The 22,747-nt window shown below is 61.2% G+C and carries 26 protein-coding genes; 21 read left to right on the forward strand and 5 right to left on the reverse strand.

Features of this window, described 5'->3' with window-relative positions:
- The first annotated feature begins 2 nt into the window (after positions 1-2).
- The 16 genes from AN936_RS12905 to AN936_RS12980 are packed head-to-tail and all read left to right on the forward strand — an operon-like array spanning position 3 to position 16,955.
- The gene (locus tag AN936_RS12905; protein ID WP_054588502.1) at positions 3-572 is read left to right on the forward strand and encodes a type IV conjugative transfer system protein TraE; all 570 of its coding nucleotides are present in this window, start codon (positions 3-5) and stop codon (positions 570-572) included.
- Positions 569-1,324, forward strand: a complete 756-nt coding sequence (locus AN936_RS12910) for a type-F conjugative transfer system secretin TraK (protein WP_054588503.1) — start codon at positions 569-571, stop codon at positions 1,322-1,324. The genes AN936_RS12905 and AN936_RS12910 overlap by 4 nt, the downstream gene beginning before the upstream one ends.
- On the forward strand, positions 1,324-2,610 hold the full coding sequence (locus AN936_RS12915) for a TraB/VirB10 family protein (protein WP_054588504.1): 1,287 nt from the start codon (positions 1,324-1,326) through the stop codon (positions 2,608-2,610). The genes AN936_RS12910 and AN936_RS12915 overlap by 1 nt, the downstream gene beginning before the upstream one ends.
- Positions 2,607-3,476: a DsbC family protein gene (locus tag AN936_RS12920; protein ID WP_054588505.1), complete on the forward strand. Its 870-nt coding sequence runs from the start codon at positions 2,607-2,609 to the stop codon at positions 3,474-3,476. The genes AN936_RS12915 and AN936_RS12920 overlap by 4 nt, the downstream gene beginning before the upstream one ends.
- The gene (locus AN936_RS24105; protein WP_173585659.1) at positions 3,473-4,054 is read left to right on the forward strand and encodes a hypothetical protein; all 582 of its coding nucleotides are present in this window, start codon (positions 3,473-3,475) and stop codon (positions 4,052-4,054) included. The genes AN936_RS12920 and AN936_RS24105 overlap by 4 nt, the downstream gene beginning before the upstream one ends.
- Positions 4,051-6,600, forward strand: coding sequence for a type IV secretion system protein TraC (traC, locus tag AN936_RS12930; RefSeq protein ID WP_054588507.1), 2,550 nt, complete (start codon positions 4,051-4,053; stop codon positions 6,598-6,600). Before AN936_RS24105 ends, traC begins: the two co-directional genes overlap by 4 nt.
- A complete protein-coding gene (locus AN936_RS12935) occupies positions 6,600-7,004 on the forward strand; it encodes a hypothetical protein (protein WP_034953502.1) in 405 nt (134 codons plus the stop codon). Before traC ends, AN936_RS12935 begins: the two co-directional genes overlap by 1 nt.
- Positions 6,997-7,392 (forward strand): TrbI F-type domain-containing protein, encoded by a 396-nt coding sequence (locus AN936_RS12940; RefSeq protein WP_054588508.1) that lies wholly within the window; start codon positions 6,997-6,999, stop codon positions 7,390-7,392. Before AN936_RS12935 ends, AN936_RS12940 begins: the two co-directional genes overlap by 8 nt.
- A complete protein-coding gene (locus tag AN936_RS12945) occupies positions 7,389-7,895 on the forward strand; it encodes a S26 family signal peptidase (RefSeq protein WP_054588509.1) in 507 nt (168 codons plus the stop codon). Before AN936_RS12940 ends, AN936_RS12945 begins: the two co-directional genes overlap by 4 nt.
- The gene (gene traW / locus AN936_RS12950; RefSeq protein WP_054588510.1) at positions 7,895-8,527 is read left to right on the forward strand and encodes a type-F conjugative transfer system protein TraW; all 633 of its coding nucleotides are present in this window, start codon (positions 7,895-7,897) and stop codon (positions 8,525-8,527) included. Before AN936_RS12945 ends, traW begins: the two co-directional genes overlap by 1 nt.
- Positions 8,524-9,537: a conjugal transfer pilus assembly protein TraU gene (gene traU / locus AN936_RS12955; protein ID WP_054588511.1), complete on the forward strand. Its 1,014-nt coding sequence runs from the start codon at positions 8,524-8,526 to the stop codon at positions 9,535-9,537. Before traW ends, traU begins: the two co-directional genes overlap by 4 nt.
- Entirely contained in the window at positions 9,534-10,289 is a 756-nt protein-coding gene (gene trbC, locus AN936_RS12960) for a type-F conjugative transfer system pilin assembly protein TrbC (RefSeq protein WP_054588512.1), read from the forward strand. Before traU ends, trbC begins: the two co-directional genes overlap by 4 nt.
- Entirely contained in the window at positions 10,286-12,007 is a 1,722-nt protein-coding gene (locus AN936_RS12965) for a conjugal transfer protein TraN (RefSeq protein WP_054588513.1), read from the forward strand. Before trbC ends, AN936_RS12965 begins: the two co-directional genes overlap by 4 nt.
- Entirely contained in the window at positions 12,004-12,816 is an 813-nt protein-coding gene (locus AN936_RS12970; protein ID WP_054588514.1) for a conjugal transfer protein TraF, read from the forward strand. Before AN936_RS12965 ends, AN936_RS12970 begins: the two co-directional genes overlap by 4 nt.
- On the forward strand, positions 12,806-14,242 hold the full coding sequence (locus AN936_RS12975; RefSeq protein WP_054588515.1) for a conjugal transfer protein TraH: 1,437 nt from the start codon (positions 12,806-12,808) through the stop codon (positions 14,240-14,242). Before AN936_RS12970 ends, AN936_RS12975 begins: the two co-directional genes overlap by 11 nt.
- 10 nt (positions 14,243-14,252) lie before the next feature.
- The gene (locus AN936_RS12980; RefSeq protein ID WP_054588516.1) at positions 14,253-16,955 is read left to right on the forward strand and encodes a conjugal transfer protein TraG N-terminal domain-containing protein; all 2,703 of its coding nucleotides are present in this window, start codon (positions 14,253-14,255) and stop codon (positions 16,953-16,955) included.
- Between the two features lies 1 nt (position 16,956).
- Here AN936_RS12980 and AN936_RS12985 read toward each other — a convergent pair whose 3' ends face one another.
- A complete protein-coding gene (locus AN936_RS12985; RefSeq protein WP_054588517.1) occupies positions 16,957-17,166 on the reverse strand; it encodes a hypothetical protein in 210 nt (69 codons plus the stop codon).
- A gap of 158 nt (positions 17,167-17,324) precedes the next feature.
- Here AN936_RS12985 and AN936_RS25500 point away from each other — a divergent pair, with 158 nt between their 5' ends.
- The 5 genes from AN936_RS25500 to AN936_RS25905 all read left to right on the forward strand — a co-directional run bounded on the left by AN936_RS25500 (position 17,325) and on the right by AN936_RS25905 (position 19,764).
- On the forward strand, positions 17,325-17,852 hold the full coding sequence (locus AN936_RS25500; protein WP_234782496.1) for a thermonuclease family protein: 528 nt from the start codon (positions 17,325-17,327) through the stop codon (positions 17,850-17,852).
- Complete coding sequence (locus AN936_RS25770; RefSeq protein WP_257719780.1) at positions 17,852-17,983, forward strand: hypothetical protein; 132 nt, start codon at positions 17,852-17,854, stop codon at positions 17,981-17,983. Before AN936_RS25500 ends, AN936_RS25770 begins: the two co-directional genes overlap by 1 nt.
- Positions 17,980-18,174 (forward strand): DUF6961 family protein, encoded by a 195-nt coding sequence (locus AN936_RS25255; RefSeq protein ID WP_173585660.1) that lies wholly within the window; start codon positions 17,980-17,982, stop codon positions 18,172-18,174. Before AN936_RS25770 ends, AN936_RS25255 begins: the two co-directional genes overlap by 4 nt.
- A 303-nt stretch (positions 18,175-18,477) precedes the next feature.
- Positions 18,478-19,113: a S24 family peptidase gene (locus AN936_RS12995; protein WP_054588518.1), complete on the forward strand. Its 636-nt coding sequence runs from the start codon at positions 18,478-18,480 to the stop codon at positions 19,111-19,113.
- Between the two features lie 123 nt (positions 19,114-19,236).
- Positions 19,237-19,764 (forward strand): DUF4238 domain-containing protein, encoded by a 528-nt coding sequence (locus AN936_RS25905; protein WP_158500086.1) that lies wholly within the window; start codon positions 19,237-19,239, stop codon positions 19,762-19,764.
- Here AN936_RS25905 and AN936_RS13000 read toward each other — a convergent pair.
- From AN936_RS13000 to AN936_RS24705, 4 genes are all read right to left on the reverse strand, one after another.
- Positions 19,710-20,432 carry an IS6 family transposase gene (locus AN936_RS13000; protein WP_054588519.1) on the reverse strand — a complete coding sequence of 241 codons (723 nt, stop codon included), beginning with the start codon at positions 20,430-20,432 and terminating at the stop codon, positions 19,710-19,712. The two genes, AN936_RS25905 and AN936_RS13000, sit on opposite strands and share 55 nt — an antisense overlap.
- A gap of 321 nt (positions 20,433-20,753) precedes the next feature.
- Positions 20,754-21,644: a fatty acid desaturase gene (locus AN936_RS24120; RefSeq protein ID WP_084758321.1), complete on the reverse strand. Its 891-nt coding sequence runs from the start codon at positions 21,642-21,644 to the stop codon at positions 20,754-20,756.
- On the reverse strand, positions 21,641-21,835 hold the full coding sequence (locus AN936_RS24125) for a hypothetical protein (protein ID WP_082831461.1): 195 nt from the start codon (positions 21,833-21,835) through the stop codon (positions 21,641-21,643). The genes AN936_RS24120 and AN936_RS24125 overlap by 4 nt, the downstream gene beginning before the upstream one ends.
- A gap of 185 nt (positions 21,836-22,020) precedes the next feature.
- Positions 22,021-22,734 carry a hypothetical protein gene (locus AN936_RS24705; protein ID WP_145923454.1) on the reverse strand — a complete coding sequence of 238 codons (714 nt, stop codon included), beginning with the start codon at positions 22,732-22,734 and terminating at the stop codon, positions 22,021-22,023.
- Positions 22,735-22,747 lie beyond the last annotated feature (13 nt).

Below are 22,747 nucleotides of genomic sequence, written 5' to 3' on the forward strand. Positions count from 1 at the left end.
CGATGAAACACGAATTCGCCTACGAGGAAGCGCAGCGCCATCTGAAGCAGCGCAATCGCTTTGCGGCGCTTGCCGGATTGCTCGGTCTCACCACCGTGCTCGCAGTCGGCGCGGCAGCGACGCGCGACGACACGCTCGTGCTCGTGCCGATCACGTCAGAACGGGTCGCGCTCAGCAGCGGCGGTATCGAAGCGCAGTATCTGGAACTCGTTACGCGCGACACCGCGCTGATGCTCCTCAACCGCGCGCCCGAAAGCCTCGACTACTGGATGGGGCAGATCCTGGAGGTCGCCGATCCGGCAGCGCGCGGACAGCTCAAGGCCGAACTGGTCAAGATCGTCGACGAGCAGCGGGGCTCGGACATCAGCCAGGCCTTCGTCATCGCCTCGATGCGCGTCGATACCGAGGCGCTGACCTCTACTGTGACCGGCACGCTCAAGACCTTCGTCGGAGCGCAGGTCATCGCGAGCCAGGAGCGCAGCTTCGAATTCACCTGGAACCGCCGCGGTCTCAGCCTCGGCCTCTCGGGTTTCCGTCAGCTTCCCAACGCCAACGAGGAGGAAGACCTATGAGTCTCCTTGCCCGACCCTTCCCGACCGCATTGACCAGCGTCGCGCTTGCTGCCCTGACCTGCGCTTTTGCTGCGCCAGCCCAGGCGGACCAGTTCGTCGAAGCCGCCGACGGCGCGACCATCGACTGCGTGCTGGCGCGCGGTGCGCTCACTCGCATCGCGCTCGTCGAAGACGGCTTTGCCAATGTCTCCAAGATGGCGAGCGGCTTTCCCTACAACGATTTCGAAGTGACGCACGAGCCGGTGCGCGGCGACATCTATGTCTCGGTGCCGCTCCAATATGCGAGCGCCCGAGTCAGCTTCTTCGCCACCAGCAGCGCGGGCCATGTCTACAAGTTCGCCTGCCGGGTCGAGGGTGAGGACGCGAGCCAGCTCTTCGTCACCAATCCGGCGCTCGCCAAGTCCGAGGCCGCCGACTGGGAAGAAGGCTCACCGAGCCGCGACGACGCCACACTTCGCCTGATCGAGGCAATGGCGAATGACGCGGTGCTGCCCGGGTTTCGCGCAAGGGCTGCGCTTTCGCGACCGCGCCGGACGGGCAGCCTCGAGGTCCAGCAAGTCGCCGAATATGAAGGCGCCGAGCTGACCGGCCAGGCCTTCACCCTGCGCAACCTTGGTTCCGAACCCATCGATCTTTCCAGCGAGCGCGAAGCGCCTGCGGGTGCACTTGCCTTTGCCTATGGCCGCGATGCGCTTGCTCCCGGCGAGACGGCGCAAGCCTTCCTTGTCTTCGCCAAGGGAGGGCTCGAGTGATGGCCGACAATACTTCCCCGACATCAGGAAGCTCCCACGCCAAAGATCAAGGCGGGGCAAAGCGCTCGAATCTCAATTCTGCGATCGCGCAGCGCCAGAAGCTGCTGCTCGGCGGGATTGGTGCGGCCGCCCTGATCGCCGGATCGATGTTCATCTTCGGCGGCGACGATGCCCAGACCGGCGAAGAGGGAGGTGCAACCACCATCGACACCGGCGGCCTCGTCAATCGCAACCTGTCGCAGCGCGAGTTCGTTGCCACCTATGGCAACCGTCTCGACGCGCAGGGCAAGGCGATCAAGGACCTCCAGGAAAGCCAGCTTCCCAAGAGCGCGATCGAGCAGGAGCTCGAAACGCTGCGCGGCGAGAACGCGCGGATGCTGAGCGATGGACAGGCCGCGATCGATGCGATCTCGGCGGAGAATGCGGCGCTGCGCAGCGAGCTCGAAACCGTCCGGGCCAATCCTCCCGCCACACCGGTTGCTCCTGCCGACCCGCGCCAGGGAGGCGGTTCGCCAGCTGCGCTCGATCCCACAGCGTTGGCCGAGCCCAAAGCCAGCTTGCTGAGTTTCGATGGCGAGAAAGCAAAGGCTTCACCTGCGAGATCGAGCGATGGCTCGCCGCCGCTGCTGCTCGAGGCGAGCCGCGACTACCTGCCGCCTAACAGCTATGCACCCGCGACAGTTATCGTCGGCGTCGACGCATCGACCGGTGTTACCAGCCAGAGCGATCCCTTGCCCGTGGTGCTGCGCATCACAGGACCAGCCCGCTCGGTGCTCAAGGGCAATCGCCTGCTCACAACCGATCTCACCGGCTGTCTCGTCAACGGTGCGGCGCGCGGCGATCTCTCGGCCGAGAAGGTCTACGTGAAGCTTGTGCGCATGACCTGCGCGCAGCCGGGCGGTCGCTACGCGGTCAGCGAGGTGAAAGGGTTTATCGCTTTTGCTGGAAAGTCCGGCGTGCGCGGACGCGTTGTCAGCCGCGAAGGCAGCCTTGTCAGCCAGGCGCTGCTCGCCGGGATCGTCGGCGGCTTCGGACGCGGTTTCTCGGCCAACGCCAACGGCGTCTTTGCAGGGCGTGTCGGCGAAGACGGCGCGCGCCAGGCACTGTCCCCCACCGACATCCTTGCAGGCGGCTTCGGGCAGGGCGCGGGCGAAGCGGCCGACACGGTCAGCAAATATCTCATCGAACGCGCAGAACAATACCAACCCGTCGTCGAGATGCCGACCGGCATCGCAGTCGAGATCGTCTTCCTCGACGGCGTCCATGTCAGGAGCACTTCCCAATGAATTTCAATGAATTCCGGCCGGGTCTGAAGGCCCGCGTCGCCCACCTCTCGCTTGCCGCGGCCAGCGCAGCGGCGCTGCTTACCAGCGGAGTTGCGGTGGTTACCGCCATGCCGGCTCAGGCCGCTATTGCGCGCGATGTCGCACAGGCATTGAAGCTGCGCCTGCCCAAAACGCCGATCGACGCGCTCGACTGCACGACGTTCGCGCCGTGGTGCGAGGTCGTCTCGGGCGAGAGCCTGTTCTATATCGACGAAGCCGCCCGCTATCTCTTCGTCGGGCGTCTCTACGACCTCGAAGAACGCCGCGATGTGACGGCAGCGCGGCTGCTCGAGCTCAATCCGGACCTGCTCGCTGCCGGAGCGGCACGGGCGGCAGGCCGTGCGGAAACGCATTCTCCGGAAGCGCGAACCGCGCCCGCCAAGACCATGGTGGACCTTTCAGGCCTGCCCAAGGATGGCGCGGTCCTCTGGGGCAACCGCAGGGGTCCACGGCTCGTTGTTTTCTCCGATTTCCAGTGCGGCTACTGCCAGCGGCTGACGGGCGAGCTCGAAGCGGCCGCCGTGCTGGTCGAAGAACGCCCGATCTCGATCTTCGGTGCATCGAGCCGCCGCATGTCTGAAGGCGTGCTCTGCGCCAAAGACAAGGCAAAGGCGCTCCATGCTGCTTATGCCGGACGCGCGCCTTCGGCCCCGGCCAATTGCGACGTCGGCGAGGCGCTCGATACCAACGAAGCCTTCGCGCGTGCCAATGGCTTTGCCGGAACCCCGGTGATTGTGCGCGCAAGCGACGGCGCGGTCCTCCACGGCTACCGCGATGCGGCAACGCTGCGGAAGTTCGCGAATGCCAAGCCGGGAGGCCGCAAATGAGCGCGCGGCTCATGAAACTCGGCACGCTGGCAAGCCTTGCTTTGACAATCGGCGGCTGCACAACGCTCGGCGGCAATGTCAAAGGCGATTTCGCCTGCCGCGCTCCGACAAGCAGCTGTGCGCCCACCTCCGCGATTGATGAGCAGGCAACGAATGCGATGCAACCGCAGGGCGCGAACGCACCTTCTTTGTCACCAGCGAATGGTCGCACTTTGCGTGTCGTCCTCGCGGCCTGGCGCGACGCAAACGGCCGCGAGCACGAAGCGCGCGTTGTGCACGTGCCGCTTACAGAGAAGCCTGTATCGGACTGGCGCGCCCCACTTTCGACCGGCGATGTCCTGCGCGCGCTCGGCCGCGCCAGTCAGAACCCGGCCACCGCTACCGACACCGGCGACGTAGAAGGCGCCGCCACCGTTCCCTCTTCCCTCCCCCAGCAGCTTCCGGACCTCCTGGTTATCCCCTCCCAGGGCGCGCCGGAGCTGCCCGGCGCTTCGGCGCCGGACCAAGGGGCACCTGGCCGTTCCCCCTCCCCCGGCCGGGTGCCCCACCCTGTTTCGCCTGAAGGAGAGACGCGATGAACCTTTCGCTTGCGTCCGCGCGCGATGCGCTGCTTTCCGGGCTATTCGGCGAAGCCAAGCGCGCCGACCATCCGCAGGCGCATTTCTCGCTCGACATGTTGTCAGACTGGCTGCCCTACCGCGTCTTCGACGAAGGATCCGGCCTCTATCGCAACGCGCATTCGAAGGGCTTCGTGCTCGAAGTCACCCCGCTGATCGGGGCGGACGAGCGCACCGGCGAGATCCTTGGCCAGTTCTTTTCCGAGAGCCTGCCGCAGGGGGCCTGCCTCCAAGTCCTGAACTTTGCGTCGCCCAGGATCGGGGCGATCGTGGCCCCGTGGTTTGGACCGCGCTACGAGCAGGGCGGCATCTACGAAGCCATCGCAAAAGCGCGTACAAACCGGCTCTACGATCTTGTGTGGCAATCGGGCTCGGCGCATGCACCGTTCCACGCGCGCCATGTACGCCTGATTGTCTCGCTAGGTGTCCCGGTTCCGGGCCATGTCACCGACGCAGAGCTAACCGAATGCAGCAACGGGCTCATGGGAATGCTCAATTCTCTAGGGCTCGCGTCGAACGCGCTCGAGCCGGCGGGCCTGCTCGAACTCGTCGATGAACTGACCTCGCCAACAACGGCGCGAGAACCGGAACGCACGCACTGGAATCGCGAGGACACGCTCGACGTTCAGGCCATCCGGCGCGACATCGAACTCGAGGTCGAGGACGACCGGCTGATCCTGCGCACCGAACGCTTCCGCGAGACGGGGCGCACCCGCGATGGCATTCCGAAGATGGGAGAATGCTATCCCGACCGCTTCGATGTGCGCCATTACGGCGTGCGATCGACCCCCGAACGCTGGGCGCCGTGGGAGTGCGCGCGGCTCATCGGCGACATGTTCACCGACAAGCTGCGCTTCCCTTGCCCTGCCGCCACCATGCTGTGCCTGCACTATCCCGACCAGGAAACGGCATCTGCGCGCGCGGGCTACAAGTTCATGCGCACCACCAGTCTTTCCGAGACCAAGAGCGCGCGTTTCCTGCCCAGGCTCTCCGAGCAGTCGGCGGAGTGGAAACACGTCCAGGCCGAACTCCAGGCAGGCAAGAAGCTGGTCAAGCTCTTCTACGGCCTCACCACCATTTCGCCGCTCGGCGATGGCGATGCGCATGAGCGCACGGTCAAGGCGATCTACAAGGCGGCCGGATGGGATCTTGCCGACGAGCGTTTTCTGCAATTGCAGGGTCTCGTCGCCGCCTTCCCCCTGAGCCTTGCCGACGGGCTCGTCCACGACATGGCGCGTCTCAAGCGCTTCCGGACGATGCTTTCGACAACGGCGGCGAACATCGCACCGATGCAGGGCGAGTATCTCGGGGGCGAGATACCGCACCTGCTGCTGCTTGGACGGCGCGGCCAGCCCTTCTTCTGGTCTCCCTTCGAGAACACAGCAGGCAACCACAACATCGCGATCTGCGGGAAGTCGGGCTCGGGCAAATCGGTGCTGCTGCAGGAGCTGTGCACTGCCTTGCGCGGTGCCGGCGCCAAGGTCGTCGTGATCGATGACGGGCGCAGCTTCGAGCACTCGGTCAAATTGCAGGGCGGCCGCTTTGTCGAGTTCACACTCGCCTCGGGCTTCTCGTTGAACCCCTTCTCGATGGTCGACGATGCCCGCGCGCATGAAGACGAGGACTACCGGCTCGATTGCTTTGCGATGATCAAGGCGATCGTGGGCCAGATGGCCCGGCCGAGCGCGGCACCCTCCGACACCGAACGCGGCCTCATCGACCGCGCGGTGACGCAGGTCTGGGAAGCGCTCGGCAGCGGCGGGGCGATCGACGATGTCGCGCACGCACTGCACTCAAGCGAGAACGAGGCGGGCAAGGATTTGGCGACCGCGATCGCGCCCTTCTGCCGCGGTGGCAGCTATGCCGGGTTCTTCTCCGGCAAAGCGAGTTTCGCGCTCGAGGACGATTTTACCGTGTTCGAGATGAGCGACCTTGCGAGCCGCGAGGAACTCAGAAGCGTCGTCCTTTCGGCGATCATGTTCATGACCGGCCAGGCGATGACGCGCAGCTCGCGCGCGACCAAGAAACTGCTGCTGATCGATGAGGCCTGGGCGATGCTCAAGGGCGGGTCGATGGGCGAGTTCGTCGAGACCTACGCCCGCACTGCACGCAAATATGGCGGCGCGCTTGCGACCGCCACCCAGTCCCTCAACGACTACTACAAGTCCGATGGCGCGCGCGCCGCACTCGAAAACAGCGACTGGATGCTGGTGCTCCAGCAAAAGCCCGAGACCATTGCCGATTTCCGCAAAGAAGCGCGGCTCGACATGGACGACCGGACCGAGACGCTGATCCGCAGCCTCAAGCGGTCGGGCACCGAATACAGCGAGATCTATCTGAAAGGTCCGGAGATGGAGGCCGTCGGACGGCTCGTGCTCGATCCGCTCTCGGCAACCATCTTCTCCTCCGATCCCGACACCTATGCCGAGATCCACCGCCATGTCGAAAGCGGGATGCCACTGGAGCGCGCGGTCGCGCTGGTCGCAGGTGTGGAAGGAGCTGCATAATGACGCTCGAAACCACCACGCTCGTAGACCGCGTCCCGCTCCCGACACCAATGACGGCAAGGCCTGATCGTCAACCCATCGACTGGCTGGAGCTGTTTCAGGGCACCTGTCTCGTTCTGATCGAAACTACAGGCTTCGCAGTTACCACGCTTCTTCTGGTCCTCGGCCTGCCGCTGTTCGTGTTTTTGGCTGTAGCAGGCTGGGACCTGGGATTGCTTTTCGCTCAGCTCGGCAACCTCGCCGACCATTACCACACCGCCGAACCGATCGCGCGCCGCTTCTTTGCGCAGGACCTCCAGATCGCATTCCTCATTGCCGCCGGAGGCCTTGCCTTGCTGCGCATGCCCGCCTTCCTGCGCCGTCTCGATCGCCGCCTCAATGAAGGAGACCCTGCCCATGTCTGATCAGGTCCACACTTCGCATTCGCTCGCTCTCAAACTGGTAGCCACCGCAGCCCTGGTTGCGGCGCTGCTCTGGGGCGCCTGGGTGACGCGCGAGATCGCCAGCTCTCCTGAGCAGCGCATCGTCACCGTCCGCCTTGCCGAAACGATCGGAACTTTTGTCGAAGAGGCTGCGCGCGCCGATGCCGATCCGGCGGCCGTCCAGGCCGCAAGCCTTGCCTACCTCCAGGCTGCGGAAAACGCGGTTGGCGAGATGGGGAACGATGGCCGCGTGGTGCTGATGGCCGAAGCGGTACTTGCCGGGGCCGCCGAGGACGCCACTCCCGAACTCGAACGCCGCATCGCCGAGAAGCTCGAACGCAAGCCACTCGAAGGTGGAGAGCAGCCATGAGACTGCCGCTCCGCCTGCGTCGCCCCTTGCTCCTGTCCGGCCTCGTCCTGCTGCCTTTTGCATGGGCACCGCTCGATGCTTTCAGCAAGGACCACGCCTTCCTCATCAATGCCAGCCCGAGCCTCCCCAACTGGGCGTTCTGGCTCGATCGTGACGCGCCCATCGCGCGCGGCAGCCTGATCTTCTTCGAACCGCCGCAAAGCGAGCTCGTCGACACACATTTCGGTCAAGCACCGCAAATGTTCGGCAAGCGCGTGCTTGGCATGCCCGGCGATGTGGTGCGCCACGAGGACGATGGAGTGTTCATCAATGGCAAGAAGGTCGCGACGCGGCTTGAGGTCACTCGCCTTGGCATTCCGCTCACGCGCGGTCCCGAAGGCGCGATACCGGACAATTGCTACTACACCGGAACGGGCCATCCGCGCGGGCTCGACAGCCGCTACGCAGAGATCGGCTTCGTCTGCCGCGGGCAAATCCTCGGCAGCGGGAGGGCGATCCTGTGATGCGTTCCCTCCTTCCGCTCGGCGCACTTCTACTCGCTGCACTCCCGGCCAGCCTGCAAGCGCGCGACTACGGCCAGCGCGGCGCGGTCTTCCCTGTCATCGAGCGCGACCTCTTGGAACAGATCCATTCGCGCCTCACCGCAATGGAAAAGTCGGGCGAGACTGCCCGTCTCAACCAGGAATTGAAGCGACGCACCATCGCGCGGGTCAACCGGCCTGACCCAGTCGGCGGCCTGATCCGCGCGAGCGAAAATCGCAGCTGGCCGTTCGATCCGACGATCACGCTTGCCGCCGATATCCGCGGCGCCAAAGGCGAGCTGATCCATGCTGCCGGAACGCGGGTCAATCCGCTCGACAGCGTCAAGCTGCGTTCCGACCTCCTGTTCCTCGACGGCGATGATCCGGCGCAGATCCGTTGGGCGCTGAGGCAGGACGCCAATGCCAAGCTGATTCTCGTGAAAGGCGCGCCGCTCGAGCTAATGAAGGCACGCCAGCGCCGCTTCTATTTCGACCAGGGCGGCAAGCTCACACAAAAGTTTGGCATTAAGGCCGTCCCCGCGCGGGTGCGCCAAAGCGGGCGAATGCTCGAGATAAGCGAAATCGCGCTGCCGCCCCGAAAGGCCCAGCCATGAGCAGCATCCGCGCCTTCCTGATCCTCGTTACAGCGGCATTGTCGCTCGCTCTTTCCTCACCGGCCTCGGCCGATGCCGGTCCGGGCAAATGCACCGGGCAGTTCGTCAATCCGATCACCGACATCTGCTGGTCGTGCCTGTTCCCGATATCTGTCGGCGGGCTCGAGATCTGGCCGAGCAATCGTCCCGATCCGGACAATCCCGACCTGCCCGTGTGTCTGTGCGGGCTCCGGCCCGGCATCGCGATGGGGTTCTGGGAGCCGGTGCGGCTTGCCGATGTCAGCATGAAGCCGTGGTGCTTCGTGAACCTCGGCGGGATGAAGCTTGATCCCGGCTTCGACATCGGCTTTCGCTCGATCTCGGGTCCTTCGGCGGTGGGCGGAGCAAGCCAGTATTATTCGAGCTGGCACGTCCACTGGTATGCCTATCCGCTGATCTATTGGATGGAGATCGTCGCCGATTTCCTGTGCCTTGAGCCCGGCTCGATCGACATCCTCTACATCTCCGAGATCGATCCGCTGTGGCAGGACAGCGAGCTCACCGCGATCATCAACCCCGAAGCGGTGCTCTTCGCCAACCCGCTGGCACTGGCCGCCTGCGCTGCGGATTGCGCGGCATCGACCGCCAACCTGCCACTCGACGAGATGTTCTGGTGCGCGGGTTGCCAGGGTTCGATGTACCCCATGAACGGCAATGTTTCGGCCTCGATCGGCCACGTCCAGGCCTCGCGGCTCGTGCTCTCGCGCTTCGCCTACAAGCTTCACCGCGAACTCGTCTCGTGGGGGACGATGGGATCGAAGGGCCTGTGCGGCAAGTACCTGATGCCGGTGATGCGCAAGCAGCAATACCGATTCCAGGCCACCAACCCCAACCCCGCGACCAAGGGCCGCTTCGCCTGCCCGCCCATCGGTGCTTCCACCACCTTCCAGTCCCCCGGACAGGTCATCCCCGCCATCGGCGAAGACATGGGATACCTCGTCTGGCGCAAGAGGAATTGCTGCGCATTATGAGAAACGCCTTCCCCCTGCTTGTCGTTATCAGCCTGGCGACCGCCGCCGCCTTTGCCGCCGCTTCGGCGCAGGAGAGTTCGCCCGAGCTCGATCTTGCCGAGATCCGCGCACGCGCCAGTGAGCATACTGCCGATGCCGAAGCGCTCGCCACATCGGTGAGGACGAAAGCCGATGCGCTGGCAGAAGACGCGCGCGCAGCACAGCAAACGGCCCACGCGAACCGCGCTGCCTATGCAGAAACGGCAGAGACGACTCCCGACACCGGCCCGCTCGATCTCGATGGCATGATCCGCGCCCAGGCCGATGCGGAAGTGGCGGCGATGGGCGAGACGCCCCGGTTCATTGCCTTTGCCTCGCTGGGAATGCCGGAACGTTCGCTCAAGGCGCTGGTTCGCGATGTCTCGAGAGCGGGCGGCGTCACCGTGCTGCGCGGATTTCCGCAAGGCGACAGCGTGCGCTTCAAGAATCGCATCGCTGCCATCTGGAACGATGGCAGCGAAGCCGGTGCGCGCGGGATAGACCCGCGCCTCTTCCGCGCCTTCGATATCGAGGTCGCTCCGAGCTTCGTGATGATCGCGAGCGATTTTGCCCCCTGCGACGGGTTCGACTGCAGCGACATCCTGCCGCCGCACGACCGCATCGCAGGCAATATCAGCGTTGCCGAAGTGCTCGACACCTTCGCTTCGGGAGGCGGTCCGGGCGCGCAGCTCGCAGGCATGCATCTCCGCCGCCTCGAAGGAGAGCGGCCATGAAGTTCACACACTCCCTTCGCTTGGCATTGCTCGCCCTTCTCGCCGTCGCCGCGCCCCTTTCCGCGCAGCAGCAGGATGCGCGGGCGGACGGAAAGGCCTTTGGCGAAAGCCTGCGCGGCGAAGCGCAGGCAGCCGCCAGATCGCAGCCCGACCCATCCACCCTCCCCAACTACGACCGCAATGCCGTGCGCGACCTCGAGACGCTCGCCGACGATCCCGACCGGATCGAGAGCAATGCGGCGTCAGCGGCCACCGGACACCAAGGCTATCGCGCCATGCGCGACAGCATCGCCAACCGTGCACGCTTCGACCCGCAGGACATTGAAAACGTGATCGCGCGAAGTCTCGCGATCAACGAGACGCCGCTCGACTATACCAGCGGCATGGACATCTCCGGCGGCCAGGGCTCCTGCGTCCCGCTGCCGCCCGGCTCTGGCTCGGCGGGGACCTACACCGCGACCTGCAACACCGGCACGCGGATCGACCAGTCGGCGGGCCAATGCGCGGTGCCGCTCGTCGCCAACGTGACTCAGCGCCAGCAATGGCATTACCTCTGCAACGACACCGGCATCTACCAAGGTCTTCCGTGGTGCTCGGCCTTCGATGGCGGCTCGTGCCGCATCACCGGCTATCGCCCCGGTCTCTGCCTCCAGTGGTGGGACAACGGGTTCAACCGATTCTGCTCCGAGCCGGGCGATCCCGTCGCCGAGATTTCCTGCGATGCGCCCGATGCGCGCTTCACGCCCTATGCTGTGACCACCGACAGCACGGTCGATACCATTCCCGACGAGAGCCAGTGCACGGGCTTTGCAGACAATGGCGATTGCACGCTCGATGCAGAGATCTGCACCGATGCCGACCCGCAGACCCGCATGATCGATGGCGTCTCGGTCACCCGGCCGTGCTGGGAATGGCAGCGCAGCTACACGTGCACGTCGCGCGAAGCGGCAACCGACTGCTCGGATATCGAGAGCCAGGGAGCCTGTCGGTTTGTCCGCGACGAATGTCTCACCGAAGAAACGCCTTGCGAGACCTGGGAGCGCATTTACGAATGCCCGCTGCCCGATACCGACAACACCACGCAATATGTGTGCGATGGCGATGTCTATTGCATCGACGGCAGCTGCGAGACGATCGAGCGCACGGCCAATGACGAGTTCAAACATGCGGTCACCGCGCTCCATGCGATGGACGAAGCGCGCGGGCAGTTCGATCCCAATACGCTGACGCTGTTCCGCGGCACCCGAAACACCTGCTCATCCAAGGTCTTCGGCGTGCTCAATTGCTGCAAGGGCAAGGGTTTCCCGCTCATTCCGGGGATCAGCCTGCTGGTCGCGCTCGGCTGCGACCGCGAGGAAGTGCTGCTCCACCAGCGCGATGCGCAGGGGCTGTGCGCCTATGTCGGGACCTATTGTTCGAAGAAGTTCCTTGGCGTCTGCCTGACCAAGAAGAAGGCTTATTGCTGCTTTGAGAGCAAGCTCTCGCGCATCCTCCAGGAACAGGGCCGCAAGCAGCTCCCCAAACCGTGGGACAAGCCCAAGGAAGAGCAGTGCGAGGGCTTCACCCTCGACGAGTTCGCGCAGCTCGATCTTTCCCGGATGGATTTCAGCGAAGTCTACGCCGAGTTCACCGAAGCCGCGCGGCTGCCCGACGAACTCGAAACCAGCATCCTCATCCAGCAGAAGATTGACGACTACTACGCAAGGGGCGGCCAATGACCCATCTCTATCGCATGGCGGCGCTGGCCCTGGGCATGACTGCTCTTCCCGTGACCTCAGCCTACAGCCAGGATCGGCAAGCCACCTCGTCAACCAACTCGGCCGATACGCTCTACTGCGAAGAGCGCAAGCTCGGCTATTGGTTCTACTGCGTGAAGCCCGTTCCCCAAGAAGAGCCGCAACAACCCGAAGCCGAACCGGTCCCGGCCAGCCAAGAACTCGACGCGATCACGTCCGAGCTGCGCGAGTTGAAGGCGCGAGCGATCCTCTATCCGACCGAGGCGAATGTCGCGGCCTATATTCGTTTCCAGCGCGCGCAGCTCGACCGCGCCTCTCTCTTCTCCGACGTCTGGCAACGCGCGATCTGGCAGGACCCCGAACTCGATTACACGCTCGAGCGGCCCGTCGGAGCGGTCGCGAAGAAGCAGTGGCAGGATGCCCGCAGCGCCGAACGGGACAGCGTCATGGCGACGCTCTCCGAGCGCTACGGCCTGTTCTATTTTTTCAGCGCCACCTGCGGCCCATGCGAAGTGATGAGCCCCATCGTCAAGGGAGTCGCCGACCGCTGGCGCATCACTGTGCGCGCCATCTCGACCGACGGCGGGCCTTCGCGCCATTTCCCGGACTACAAGGTCGAGACCAACCAGCGCGCCAGACTCGGTCTTGAAGGCAAGGCCACTCCGGCGCTTGTGCTGTGGGACAGCGTGACCAAGCGACCGATCCCGATCGGTTACGGCGTGCTCTCGGCCGACGAGCTCCAGAACCGCATCTACCTCCTCACCTCGAAGGAAGCCGGACATGATTTCTAGCATTCGCAATGCAGCGCTGACCCTCGCCGCTGCCAGCCTGGTCGCATCACCGGTCGCCGCCAACGTCGGCGACAGCATGGACAGGTTCATGGATGATATGGGCGCGGCGGCCAATGTCACCGGCCCGACCGCCTTCGAGGGCCAATCGGCGGGCTATTACAGCCTCGGCAATGTCTGGACGCGCTTCCCGCAAAAGACGACGAACATCGCCAATCTCCAGCTGCCCCGCGCCCGCGCGGGTTGTGGCGGTATCGACATCTTCGCGGGCTCCTTCTCCTTCATCAATGCGAGCGAGATGGTCGCGCTCCTGAAGGCCGTGGCGAACAACGCGGTCGGGTTCGCCTTCAGCTTGGCGATCGATACCGTTTGCCCCGAGTGCAACAAGATCATGCAGGAGTTTTCGCAGAAGGCGCAGCTCATGAATAATCTCTCGATCAACTCCTGCGAAATGGCGCAGGGTCTGGTCGGCGGCCTGTGGCCCAAGGGCGATCTCGCCGACAAGGCGATCTGCGAAGCGATCGGCAATTCCGAAGGCATCTTCACCGATTATGCCGCAGCGAAGCATGGCTGCGGCACGCGGGGGCAGCGCGCCTCGACCAATGAAGGCGCTGGCACTGACTATGCCGACGTCAATCCTGGCGTGCCGCGCAACTACACCTGGCACGTCCTGAAAAAGAGCGCCTTTTTCAATCCCGGCGGCACTTTCGACCGCGAGCTTGCCGAATACGCCATGACGCTTATCGGCACGGTGATCTATGTGCCGCCCAAGGACGATGAGCCAGGCAAGTTCGTGCCTTTCGCAGGCGATGCGTCCTCGACGCTCGTGAGCGCGCTGCTCGACGGGACGCAGGGCCAGACGGTGCGCGTGTTTCGCTGCGACGAACCCGATCTCTGCCTCAATCCGACATTCGAGCAGATGAGCCTTTCCAATGCCAAGGCAATCCGCCCCCGCGTCGCACTCCTCATCGGCAACATGGTCGATGCAATCCGCACCGACACCGCAATCGGCAATGCTGAGAAGGAACTGCTGCAGGTGGCCTCGGTCCCCTTGTACAAGATTCTCACGGTGCAGGCCGCCTATGGTCGCGGCATGCCGACCGACGACCGCGACACGCTCGCCGAAATCGCCAGCATCGATCTGCTCTATGCGATCCTCGACCGGATTGTGTCGGAAGCCGGGCGCTCGATGGCAAGCTTCATCGCCGCCGACGAAGCAAAGCTCGCGATATGGCGCGGCCAGGTCACCGAGGTGCGTTCGGGCCTCGTCCAGCGGCAGGCGACCGGACAGGCCAAGGTCTCGGCGATCATGCAAATCATCGAGAAGACTGCGATGATCGAGAACGCGCTTGCCGCCTCGATGTCACCCTCGATGTCCGCCGCGCTCGACTGGTCGCGCGGGCTCCAGTCGCGCTCGATCATTCCTTGAGGCGAGCACCATGGTCGAGATCTTCACCACCGGCGGCGGCGAATACATCGTCAATGTCCTGAACGCGGTCGCCGCATGGACAGGTGCAGGCGGATACAAGAGCCTGATCCAGGTTGCCCTTGTCATGGGGTTCGCGCTCGCGGTGATCGTGGTGGCGTTCAACCAGAACTGGCGCGCATGGCTCAATTGGTTCCTCGGCGCGACGCTGATCTACATGTGCCTGATGGTGCCGCGGATGGATGTGCAGGTCACCGACCGGGTCAATCCGAGCCTCGCTCCGGCGACCGTTGCCAATGTCCCGCTCGGGCTCGCGCTGATGGCAAGCTTCACCAGCCAGGCGGGGGACTATTTGACGCGTTCGGCCGAGACGGTGTTCGGGCTTCCCGATGATCTCAACTATTCGAAGAACGGGATGATATACGGCGCGCGGCTGCTCGAAGCGACGCGGTCCCTGCGCATTGCCGATCCCGAATTCGCCGCCAATTTCGACGAGCATGTCCGCCAATGCGTGTTCTACGACTTGCTGCTCGGCCGCTACTCGATGAAGGAATTGTCGGAGAGCAACGATATCTGGGCGACCATCGCGCCCGGGAGCGCGGCGCGTGCGCAGAAACTCCTCACCCGGGAGGCCGATGACAGTGTCACGGCCTCCATCGTTACTTGCCGCGAAGCCTACACCGCGCTCTCGAACCAGTGGGCAGGGATGATCGACGACATGACGCTCGTTGCCGGCCGCCAGCTCTATCCCAAGCAGACCGAAGCGCTTGCCAAGGCCAAGCTCATCGCCGACCTGCCGGTGGCTTACCAGTATCTCACCGGCATCTCGAAGGACGCGAGCAGCATCTTTCGCCAGGTCCTGACTATCAACGCGATGAACCAGGCGATGCATGGGTTCGCCGGAGCAAGCGGCGCCTCGAGCGTCGATGTGTTCGCGCAGACCCGTGCTGATATCCAGACCGAGCGGACCTATTCCTCGATCGCGCACAATGCGATGAAATGGGTGCCGATCCTCAACGTGGTGTTGACGGTCGTCTTTTACGCGCTCTTTCCGGTGCTTTTCCCGCTGTTCCTGATGCCCACGACCGGACCGATCGCGCTGAGAGGTTATGTCACTGGGTTCTTCTACCTCGCCGCCTGGGGACCGCTCTTCGTCATCCTCCACATGATCCTGATGCTCAAAGGCGCCGGCGATGTTGCGGCAGCCGGCGGCGCGAGCGGCCTTACGCTCGCGACCTTCTCGGGGATGACCGACGTCAACAACGATATCGGTATTCTCGCTGGCTATCTCGTTGCCTCGATCCCGTTTCTTGCAGGAGGCGTTGCGCGCGGCGCGATGGCGATCTCGGGCCAGGCCACGAGCTATCTCAATCCGAGCCAGAATGCCGCCGAAGAAGCCGCACGCGAGGCAAGCACGGGCAATGTGTCGCTCGGCAACACCAATCTCGACAATTCAAGCGTGTTCTCGCGGCAGTTCGCTCAAGGCAGTCTCGCACCAAACATCGCTTATGGCGCGGCGCAGACAAGAGGAATTGGCGAGAGCGGCACTCAGACAACCGGCTTTCCGCAGGCGGAATTCGCGACCGTGCCGACCTCCAGCTATCCCTTCACCCCGACGCTCGGCCAAGATTTCTCAAGCAGGCTTTCAACCATGGCGAGCGAAAGCCGCAGCCAGAGCGAGACCTTCTCCAACCTTGCTCAGCAATCGACCAGTTCGGCGGTCACACGGTTCAGCGAACTGCGCGATGCCTACACCCGTTCTCGCTCGAACGAGACGGTCAGCGGAACGTCGACCAATGACAGCATTGGAAGAACATTCAGTGAGCTCGACAACGCGTCCAACACCTTGCAGCAGCAGTTTGGCCTGTCTCGCCGGGCATCGGACGACATCTCGGTCTCATGGTTCCTGAACGGTGATGCGGGAGTGGGGGCGAAAGCAGAAGGAGACGTTTTCAGTGGTTCTGGCGGAATTAAGGGCGGGAGAAATCAGAGCTGGACCGACAGCGATATAGGGATCGCCTCGGAAGATCGCTCGCGTATCGAGAGTGCGCTCAGCCAAATTTCCGAAAGCTATAACTGGTCAAGTTCCAGAGAGGGCTTCTTCCGCGAGACCAGCTCAAGCTCAGAAGCGCTTGTTTCGAGTAGTGCAGCGGGTGTCACAACTTCGCTTACAGAAGCGAATAGCTACACAGTCGAGGCACGCCGCGCGGAAGAATTAGCCAATCGGCTTGAGAGCCAGGCTAGCTGGTATGAAAGCGCCAATGCTGCGGGTACGCTTAACCTCAGCCAAGCCTATCGCGAATGGGGCATGGCGGAGATAGAAGCCAACCGCGATTACTATGGTCGAGCCCGCTTCGATGACATCGACTTCCAGATGAGCGCGCAAGGACAGCAGCTGCAAGCACGATTTGTCGAGAGCTACGCTGAAGGCCTCAATGATGAGATCGCGAGCGAACTTGAGTTGCCTGATGCAGCGCCTGTGACTCGCCCTAATGTAGGAAGCGCGAGCGGCGTGGGCGGCTCTGTTCGTCTTGGCGGAACACCAAGCTCTCTCGGGGATCCGTCAGATGGAAGGCAAGAGATCGCAGGCGATGTTAGTCGGAAGCAAAACGAAGGCTCTCGAAGCATCGAGCGGAGACGTGGAAGTCTTGATCGGACCACACGGGATGCACGAGGAGCATCCGCTGAGGCAGCCGATGATGTGAAGAAATGGTAAGCTAGATCAAGCCATCGTAGACGACGACATAAACGATAAATGCGGTCACTGCGAAAGCAGTAAATAAAAGGGCGCGACGCTCCCATGGGTCGGCCCAGGCCTTCTTCCAACGATACTCTGCTCGTCTGTTCTCAGCGATCGCGCGATCAATTTCGCGAAAGCCTTCCCAGTCCTTGTTGTCCTTGGGTGGTGTGTTTTGAGGTCCGCTCATCGCTTTTTCTCCTTCGCGAGAATAGGAGCCCCCCTCTTCTCCACTCTTCCAACTGATCGATTGCACGAAAGTAGCTCAAAACTATCGGGAAAGCGAGTTCGCAAGGCTTGGCCATGTTCACGGAAAGTGAAAGAACACGCGATACTGAAGAGCGGATCATGAGCACGAACGAGCCATCAGAACCAAACGTCGTCGATTTTCGCGGCGCAGCTGCCCGACAGAAGCGGGACAAGAGGCGCAAACTCTTGCTTCTCGTCGTGGGCGGATTGTTCGCCGGGGTTCTCGGGGGCGTGATCGGGATCAATTGGCCCTTCGGTTCCGCCAGCGCCGAGGCGCGAACCACCCATACCTTTGGCGTATGCGGGATGGTGAGGAAAACCTGCGTTGTCGATGGCGATACAATCTGGCTCGAGGGCGTAAAGATCCGCGTGGCAGACATCGATACGCCGGAAATCTCGCAACCCAGGTGCGACTACGAATACGAACTCGGCATCAAGGCTCGCGACCGGTTGGTTACCTTGCTCAACCAAGGCGAATTCTCCGCGGTTCCGATCGGCAACCGGGACGAAGACCAGTATGGCCGCAAGCTGCGTGTGCTAAAGCGCGACGGACGCTCTTTGGGCGATCAACTGGTTGCCGAAGGTCTTGCCAGGACCTGGACCGGACGCCGGGAGCCATGGTGCTGATGCGTGTCTGGCCGGATAGCGACGAACCGCTGGTGAGCGGCAAGAACGAGTGGAAGCTGAAGCTTGAAGCCTGGCTTCTCGGCATTCCGATCATCCTCTGTATCGCCGCAGCCATCTGGTCGCTGTTTTGACACTCACTCGCGACCAGGAAATTTGGGGAATGGCGCTCTGGGTCGAGAAGCATCACGGCGATGGTGGACATGATTTCATCGATGCGAAGATCGAGGAGCTAGTCCTTGCGACCGAGATGGACGGCGTAAGACTTTGGGAGGAAGTTGCGCGTCGCTTGGAGCAGCTTGGCGAGCGCACTTCCCAATCTTGATTGCATCTCTGCCGTCCGAGCTTTCGACAGACGCGATATAGGCCTCCAGCCGTTCGATTGTTCTCCGGCGCGGCCGGCGGCCCAATCGCAAGTCGAGCACGAATCGCGGATCGCCGACCGCGCGCCTGCCAAAACGAGTCGCGGAAATATGATTATCTTTCAGATGCTTTTCAATCCGTTCAAGCAAGGTCATGTCCTTTTCGCTCCGACTCGCAAATCCCTTGCGTTCTTGTTCTGTTCCTACTAGGATCGTATCCGTGAGTCTAGGAAAATTCCTACGATTGAAATCGAAGGGCCACGTAAATGGAACATGTCAGGGAAGAACTTGATCGGCTGATCACGCAGCGCGGTTATGGCTACGCGTCGATCTCGCGACTGCTTGGTCGTAACCCCGCCTACGTCCAGCAATTCATCAAGCGCGGTTCGCCCAGGAAGCTTGATGACGAGGATCGAAAGACGCTCGCCTGCTTCTTCGGCGTCGATGAGCAAGTGCTCGGCGGTCCGGCCAATCCGGTCACCGACGGCATGGTCGAAATTCCCGTTCTCGATGTCGAAGCTTCAGCTGGCTTCGGCGCGGTCGCCGCCAGCGAGACTGCACATACCCGGTTTGGGTTCGACGAACGCTGGCTGCGACACCTAACTTCGGCGAAGAGCGCCAGCCTGTCGATCGTCGGCGTTAAGGGTGACTCAATGGAGCCAACGTTGAGCGATGGCGATGAAGTTTTGGTCGATGCATCAGATCATGGTTCACGATTGCGCGATGGGATCTACGTCCTTCGCTCTGATGATTCGCTCGTTGTGAAGCGCATCGCGATCAAGCCGGGCGGCAGGCAGATCACCATTGCCAGCGACAATCCGGCCTACCCGACGTGGCGCGACATGGACCGGTCTGAGGTGCACGTTGTGGGCCGGGTCATCTGGTTTGGCCGAGCTTTGTAGAGGCAAAGCTTGGGCCGGTAGCGGAATGTCTGCTTGCAGGTCCTGCGCTGTTCAAAGCAGCCCAGTCCCCTTGATCAACTGAAGTAATTGAATCTCACATGTTTGCTCCCAACTTGTTGAGTGGTGGCAAACAATAAGAACCAGCATTTTGTACCCAAAGCATATCTTAGGCGTTTCAGCTGTGATCCGCCGGGTGCTGACCGTCGCCGCATCAACGCATATTTGATTGATCACGAGAGATTTATCGACGGGGCCTCGATTAGCGATCAGTGCTCCAAGAACAAGTTCTACGGCTCCGATGAAATCTTTGAGGACTTCGTTCAACACTTTGAGGGCCGTTACGGAATTGCGATTGAAGCGCTAGAGGGCAATGGACAAATCTACACAGGCGATATCTCTAGGTTCTTTCTGCTTCAGTATCTTCGAACGCCGCATATGCTCGAGCAACGCAGGAAGACCATAGATCATGCTGAAAATCTAAAGATTGGCGGCATTTCTCGACCAGAGCCAATGAACTTCGTGCAATCAAGAGGGTGCTGTCAGTCTAACGCTAACTCGTCTCCGCCTAGCAGAATGGTCCCCACCCGCGTTCTCGATCAGGCGATAAGGTTTTGCCACTCAGCCAGGGCGGCTGAGCGGCCTTCTTTGTAAGTCTGTCTATCGATGAGGTGGCGGTCTGAGTTGAAGTGATTGTGGACGTTGGCGTGAACTGAAGCGAACTTCTGTAGCGACTTCATTTGCCTGAACCTGAGCATGGCTCGCTCTCGTCTTCGAAACGGCAAGTGGGAGTTCTCCGCTCTGTTGTTCAGCCACCTGCCCACTTCTCTTCGTTCCAGGTTGCCGAGCTCGCGCATCGCTGCTGGGTAAGATTGAAGACCATCCGTGACGATCGCTTCGGCCTTCCCGTGACGCTTCAGCGTCTTCTTGAAGAAGCGAAGAGCGGCTGATTTGTCGCGCTTCTTTGTAACGTAGCTCTCGAGCACTTCGCCTTCGTGATCCACTGCGCGCCACAGATAGTGGGTCTCTCCGTTGATCTTCACAAAGACTTCATCGACGTGCCAGCGCCAGTTGCGAAACCCACGCATTCGGCTGATCCGTTGCCGCTTGATGTCAGCCGCAAACATCGGCCCAAACCTGTTCCACCAGAACCGAACCGTCTCGTGGCAAATATCAATGCCGCGTTCGGCCAGAAGATCTTCAACGTTCCGCAAGCTCAACGGAAATCGGACATACATCATCACCACAAGCCGAATGACTTCTGGTGACGAGTTGAAGCGTTTGAATGGACTGGGCGGTTTGGCTCTCGGCTTGCGGCTCATCCGAGCCAGCTAGCAGCCCTCGCCTGCTGCTGCCACGTTAGTCTGACAGCACCCGAAACGGGTTCTTGGTCGCAGTCATCCGTTCCGGCTAGCAAGCGAGCCGATCAGCGGCCATCCTTTTGACAGTACCCAGGCGACGAGTTGAAGCGCTTGAACGGGCTGGGCGGTTTAGCTCGAGATTTGCGTTTCATGACGGCAAGTTAGCAACCACTGCACTCTCCTGCCACGTTAGTCTGACAATACCCCTGAAGGCACTTCGGTAATTCCTTGGTTTTGCGAGGAGGCACGCCACACGATCCCATGCCGCATCTCTTGCGCCTGTCAAACCATCTCCAGGCTACAGCCTCGCGCTTTTAGTATGGGCAACATTTCTCGATAGGCAGCCGGAGTGCGGGTTAATGGGATATAGGGGTGAAGGTGATGCACAATGTGATATTGCATGCCCATTGTTCCGATATTGCCAACCATTGACCTCCAGTTGCGGGTATTGCCATAACGGCTTTGATCCTTACCGGGGTGATGGGGAACCCATGATAAGAAAAAATGCAGGTAGGAAAGTGCTAGGTGAAAGGGCAACCACCACAATAAAGCCGCCTCCAAGGCATAGCCATTCCAGGCCAATATGCTCAATATTGCCAGGAAACCAAACCGATAAAGAACGGTCAATGTAATCAGGTCAGTGCGGCCAGCATTGGCCAAAGATTTCAAATAGTTTTGCCCATGCGACCCCTTTGGTTGGCGGCCCTGAATGCTGGCCCAAATGGCCGAAAAAGGACCCGGCGCCTTGGTGGAAATATCAGGATCTCTTTCGGAATCATTGGTGAATCGATGATGATCCAGATGCGTTATGCGAAAAACCTGAAATGGATAGACAATCATCCAGCTGGTTGCGTGGCCCAACAATTCATTGAGCCAGCGGTATTTTGAGCCTTTTTGTCCGATAATATCGTGCTGGGCTTCATGAGTAGGCAAGAACACCAGCGAAAGGCAGATGCTTGCAAGAATGAAACCCAGCCACAAAGGAATCACATCAAAAATGACCATTGGCCATAGCGCAATCCATGCAAACAAATTGCCAAAGCCCCAAATCACTATTTCCCAAGGCACATTGCCGCTATGCTTGCGCGCAATTTGATTTTCCAATTTACGCAGCTCAGCGTTGCTAAATGCGCCAAGATCATTTGGCACGGTGACGTTTGAAAATTTGTTCATATCCAGCGCCCTCTAATTTGCGCAAAAATTCCCCACGAACCGCCGATCATCAATCCAAGAGTTGTTTTTGACAGTCCAAATGGCGGCGTAAAAGTCAAGGCTTCCAGAATTTGGATCAAAAGGGGCGACAAGAAAGCGAAGCCAAAAATCAATGGCGTAAACTTGGCTACAATTTGAATTGTCGATTGCATAATTTCCTACCAATCTTGCTATTGGGGTCCGATCGAACAATCTCCAGATCGAAGAATTGCGCCTTCTTTTTCGTCAGATTGACCCAGGCAATCTGCTCTGATCAGTGTGTTTCTTTCTGTTATTCAGCTGCAAATCCTTTTGATAAATGAACGGCGCGGGGTTGTATCGCCAGCATCAGCCCGCCCTATACCACTACGAAACTGAGCGAGCCCAGAGCGCCATAATCCGCTGTGTATTCGCCAATTTCCGCAGGGACAGCACGCCCGCAAGCCCCGGTTAAAAACAAGGTTTGATCGCCAAGTGGGAAACCTCGCATCCCAGCCTCCTGCCACATCCACCGCGCAGCCTCCTCAGGCCCATTCAACGCTTCTTCCAAAGCCGCATGATTGGCGCGCGCGCCATTGCAAACAAGCGTCACCCAAGCTGTGTTGAAACTTGCGCTCCATGGCTGCCAGGCGCCAACAATATAACTCTCGGCGCATAGATTGCAGGCAATCAGACCAGAGGCCGTCATTTCAGATTGCCGGGCAAATTTGGGAAGGACAAACTCAATCGCCGGGGCAATCGAAACCGGAGCGCCCTCCTCGTTGACGAGAAGCGCCGCCTCGCATTCAATAAGCCTGCCTTCAACGTAAGGCAGTTTGCAATTATTGGGCAGCTTTGCATCAGCATAAAGGCTCCCAATCAGGGCGTGATCTATCTGAAAATATTCCTGTGATTTGCGGTTGGTAACGCCAGCCTTGATGCCTCCGATTTCGGCATTTGCTCTGAACCTCGATACTTCGTGTTGAAGCCGATAGGCCTGAGGCAAATCCAATTCTCGATCGAATACGGGCAGTTGTGATTGTTCTGCGATTGCCGATGCCATTGCCTTGGCGAGCGTGATATCAACTAGCATCGCACACTCCGCC

Origin of the sequence: Sphingopyxis macrogoltabida (genome assembly GCF_001307295.1) — a bacterium.
In the GTDB taxonomy this organism is placed as follows: Bacteria; Pseudomonadota; Alphaproteobacteria; order Sphingomonadales; family Sphingomonadaceae; genus Sphingopyxis; species Sphingopyxis macrogoltabida_B.

Bases quoted from the DNA above. Each gene is read 5' to 3' on its own strand.
- AN936_RS12905 (WP_054588502.1), top strand. From the start codon at position 3: ATGAAACACGAATTCGCCTACGAGGAAGCGCAGCGCCATCTGAAGCAG.
- AN936_RS24120 (WP_084758321.1), bottom strand. From the start codon at position 21,644: ATGAACAAATTTTCAAACGTCACCGTGCCAAATGATCTTGGCGCATTT.
- AN936_RS25770 (WP_257719780.1), top strand. From the start codon at position 17,852: ATGCGTGTCTGGCCGGATAGCGACGAACCGCTGGTGAGCGGCAAGAAC.
- AN936_RS12910 (WP_054588503.1), top strand. From the start codon at position 569: ATGAGTCTCCTTGCCCGACCCTTCCCGACCGCATTGACCAGCGTCGCG.
- AN936_RS12985 (WP_054588517.1), bottom strand. From the start codon at position 17,166: ATGAGCGGACCTCAAAACACACCACCCAAGGACAACAAGGACTGGGAA.
- AN936_RS12995 (WP_054588518.1), top strand. From the start codon at position 18,478: ATGGAACATGTCAGGGAAGAACTTGATCGGCTGATCACGCAGCGCGGT.
- AN936_RS12975 (WP_054588515.1), top strand. From the start codon at position 12,806: ATGATTTCTAGCATTCGCAATGCAGCGCTGACCCTCGCCGCTGCCAGC.
- AN936_RS24705 (WP_145923454.1), bottom strand. From the start codon at position 22,734: ATGCTAGTTGATATCACGCTCGCCAAGGCAATGGCATCGGCAATCGCA.
- AN936_RS12970 (WP_054588514.1), top strand. From the start codon at position 12,004: ATGACCCATCTCTATCGCATGGCGGCGCTGGCCCTGGGCATGACTGCT.
- AN936_RS13000 (WP_054588519.1), bottom strand. From the start codon at position 20,432: ATGAGCCGCAAGCCGAGAGCCAAACCGCCCAGTCCATTCAAACGCTTC.
- traC (WP_054588507.1), top strand. From the start codon at position 4,051: ATGAACCTTTCGCTTGCGTCCGCGCGCGATGCGCTGCTTTCCGGGCTA.
- traW (WP_054588510.1), top strand. From the start codon at position 7,895: ATGCGTTCCCTCCTTCCGCTCGGCGCACTTCTACTCGCTGCACTCCCG.
- AN936_RS24125 (WP_082831461.1), bottom strand. From the start codon at position 21,835: ATGCAATCGACAATTCAAATTGTAGCCAAGTTTACGCCATTGATTTTT.
- traU (WP_054588511.1), top strand. From the start codon at position 8,524: ATGAGCAGCATCCGCGCCTTCCTGATCCTCGTTACAGCGGCATTGTCG.
- AN936_RS12965 (WP_054588513.1), top strand. From the start codon at position 10,286: ATGAAGTTCACACACTCCCTTCGCTTGGCATTGCTCGCCCTTCTCGCC.
- AN936_RS12935 (WP_034953502.1), top strand. From the start codon at position 6,600: ATGACGCTCGAAACCACCACGCTCGTAGACCGCGTCCCGCTCCCGACA.
- AN936_RS12915 (WP_054588504.1), top strand. From the start codon at position 1,324: ATGGCCGACAATACTTCCCCGACATCAGGAAGCTCCCACGCCAAAGAT.
- AN936_RS12980 (WP_054588516.1), top strand. From the start codon at position 14,253: ATGGTCGAGATCTTCACCACCGGCGGCGGCGAATACATCGTCAATGTC.
- trbC (WP_054588512.1), top strand. From the start codon at position 9,534: ATGAGAAACGCCTTCCCCCTGCTTGTCGTTATCAGCCTGGCGACCGCC.
- AN936_RS25500 (WP_234782496.1), top strand. From the start codon at position 17,325: ATGAGCACGAACGAGCCATCAGAACCAAACGTCGTCGATTTTCGCGGC.
- AN936_RS12940 (WP_054588508.1), top strand. From the start codon at position 6,997: ATGTCTGATCAGGTCCACACTTCGCATTCGCTCGCTCTCAAACTGGTA.
- AN936_RS12920 (WP_054588505.1), top strand. From the start codon at position 2,607: ATGAATTTCAATGAATTCCGGCCGGGTCTGAAGGCCCGCGTCGCCCAC.
- AN936_RS12945 (WP_054588509.1), top strand. From the start codon at position 7,389: ATGAGACTGCCGCTCCGCCTGCGTCGCCCCTTGCTCCTGTCCGGCCTC.
- AN936_RS24105 (WP_173585659.1), top strand. From the start codon at position 3,473: ATGAGCGCGCGGCTCATGAAACTCGGCACGCTGGCAAGCCTTGCTTTG.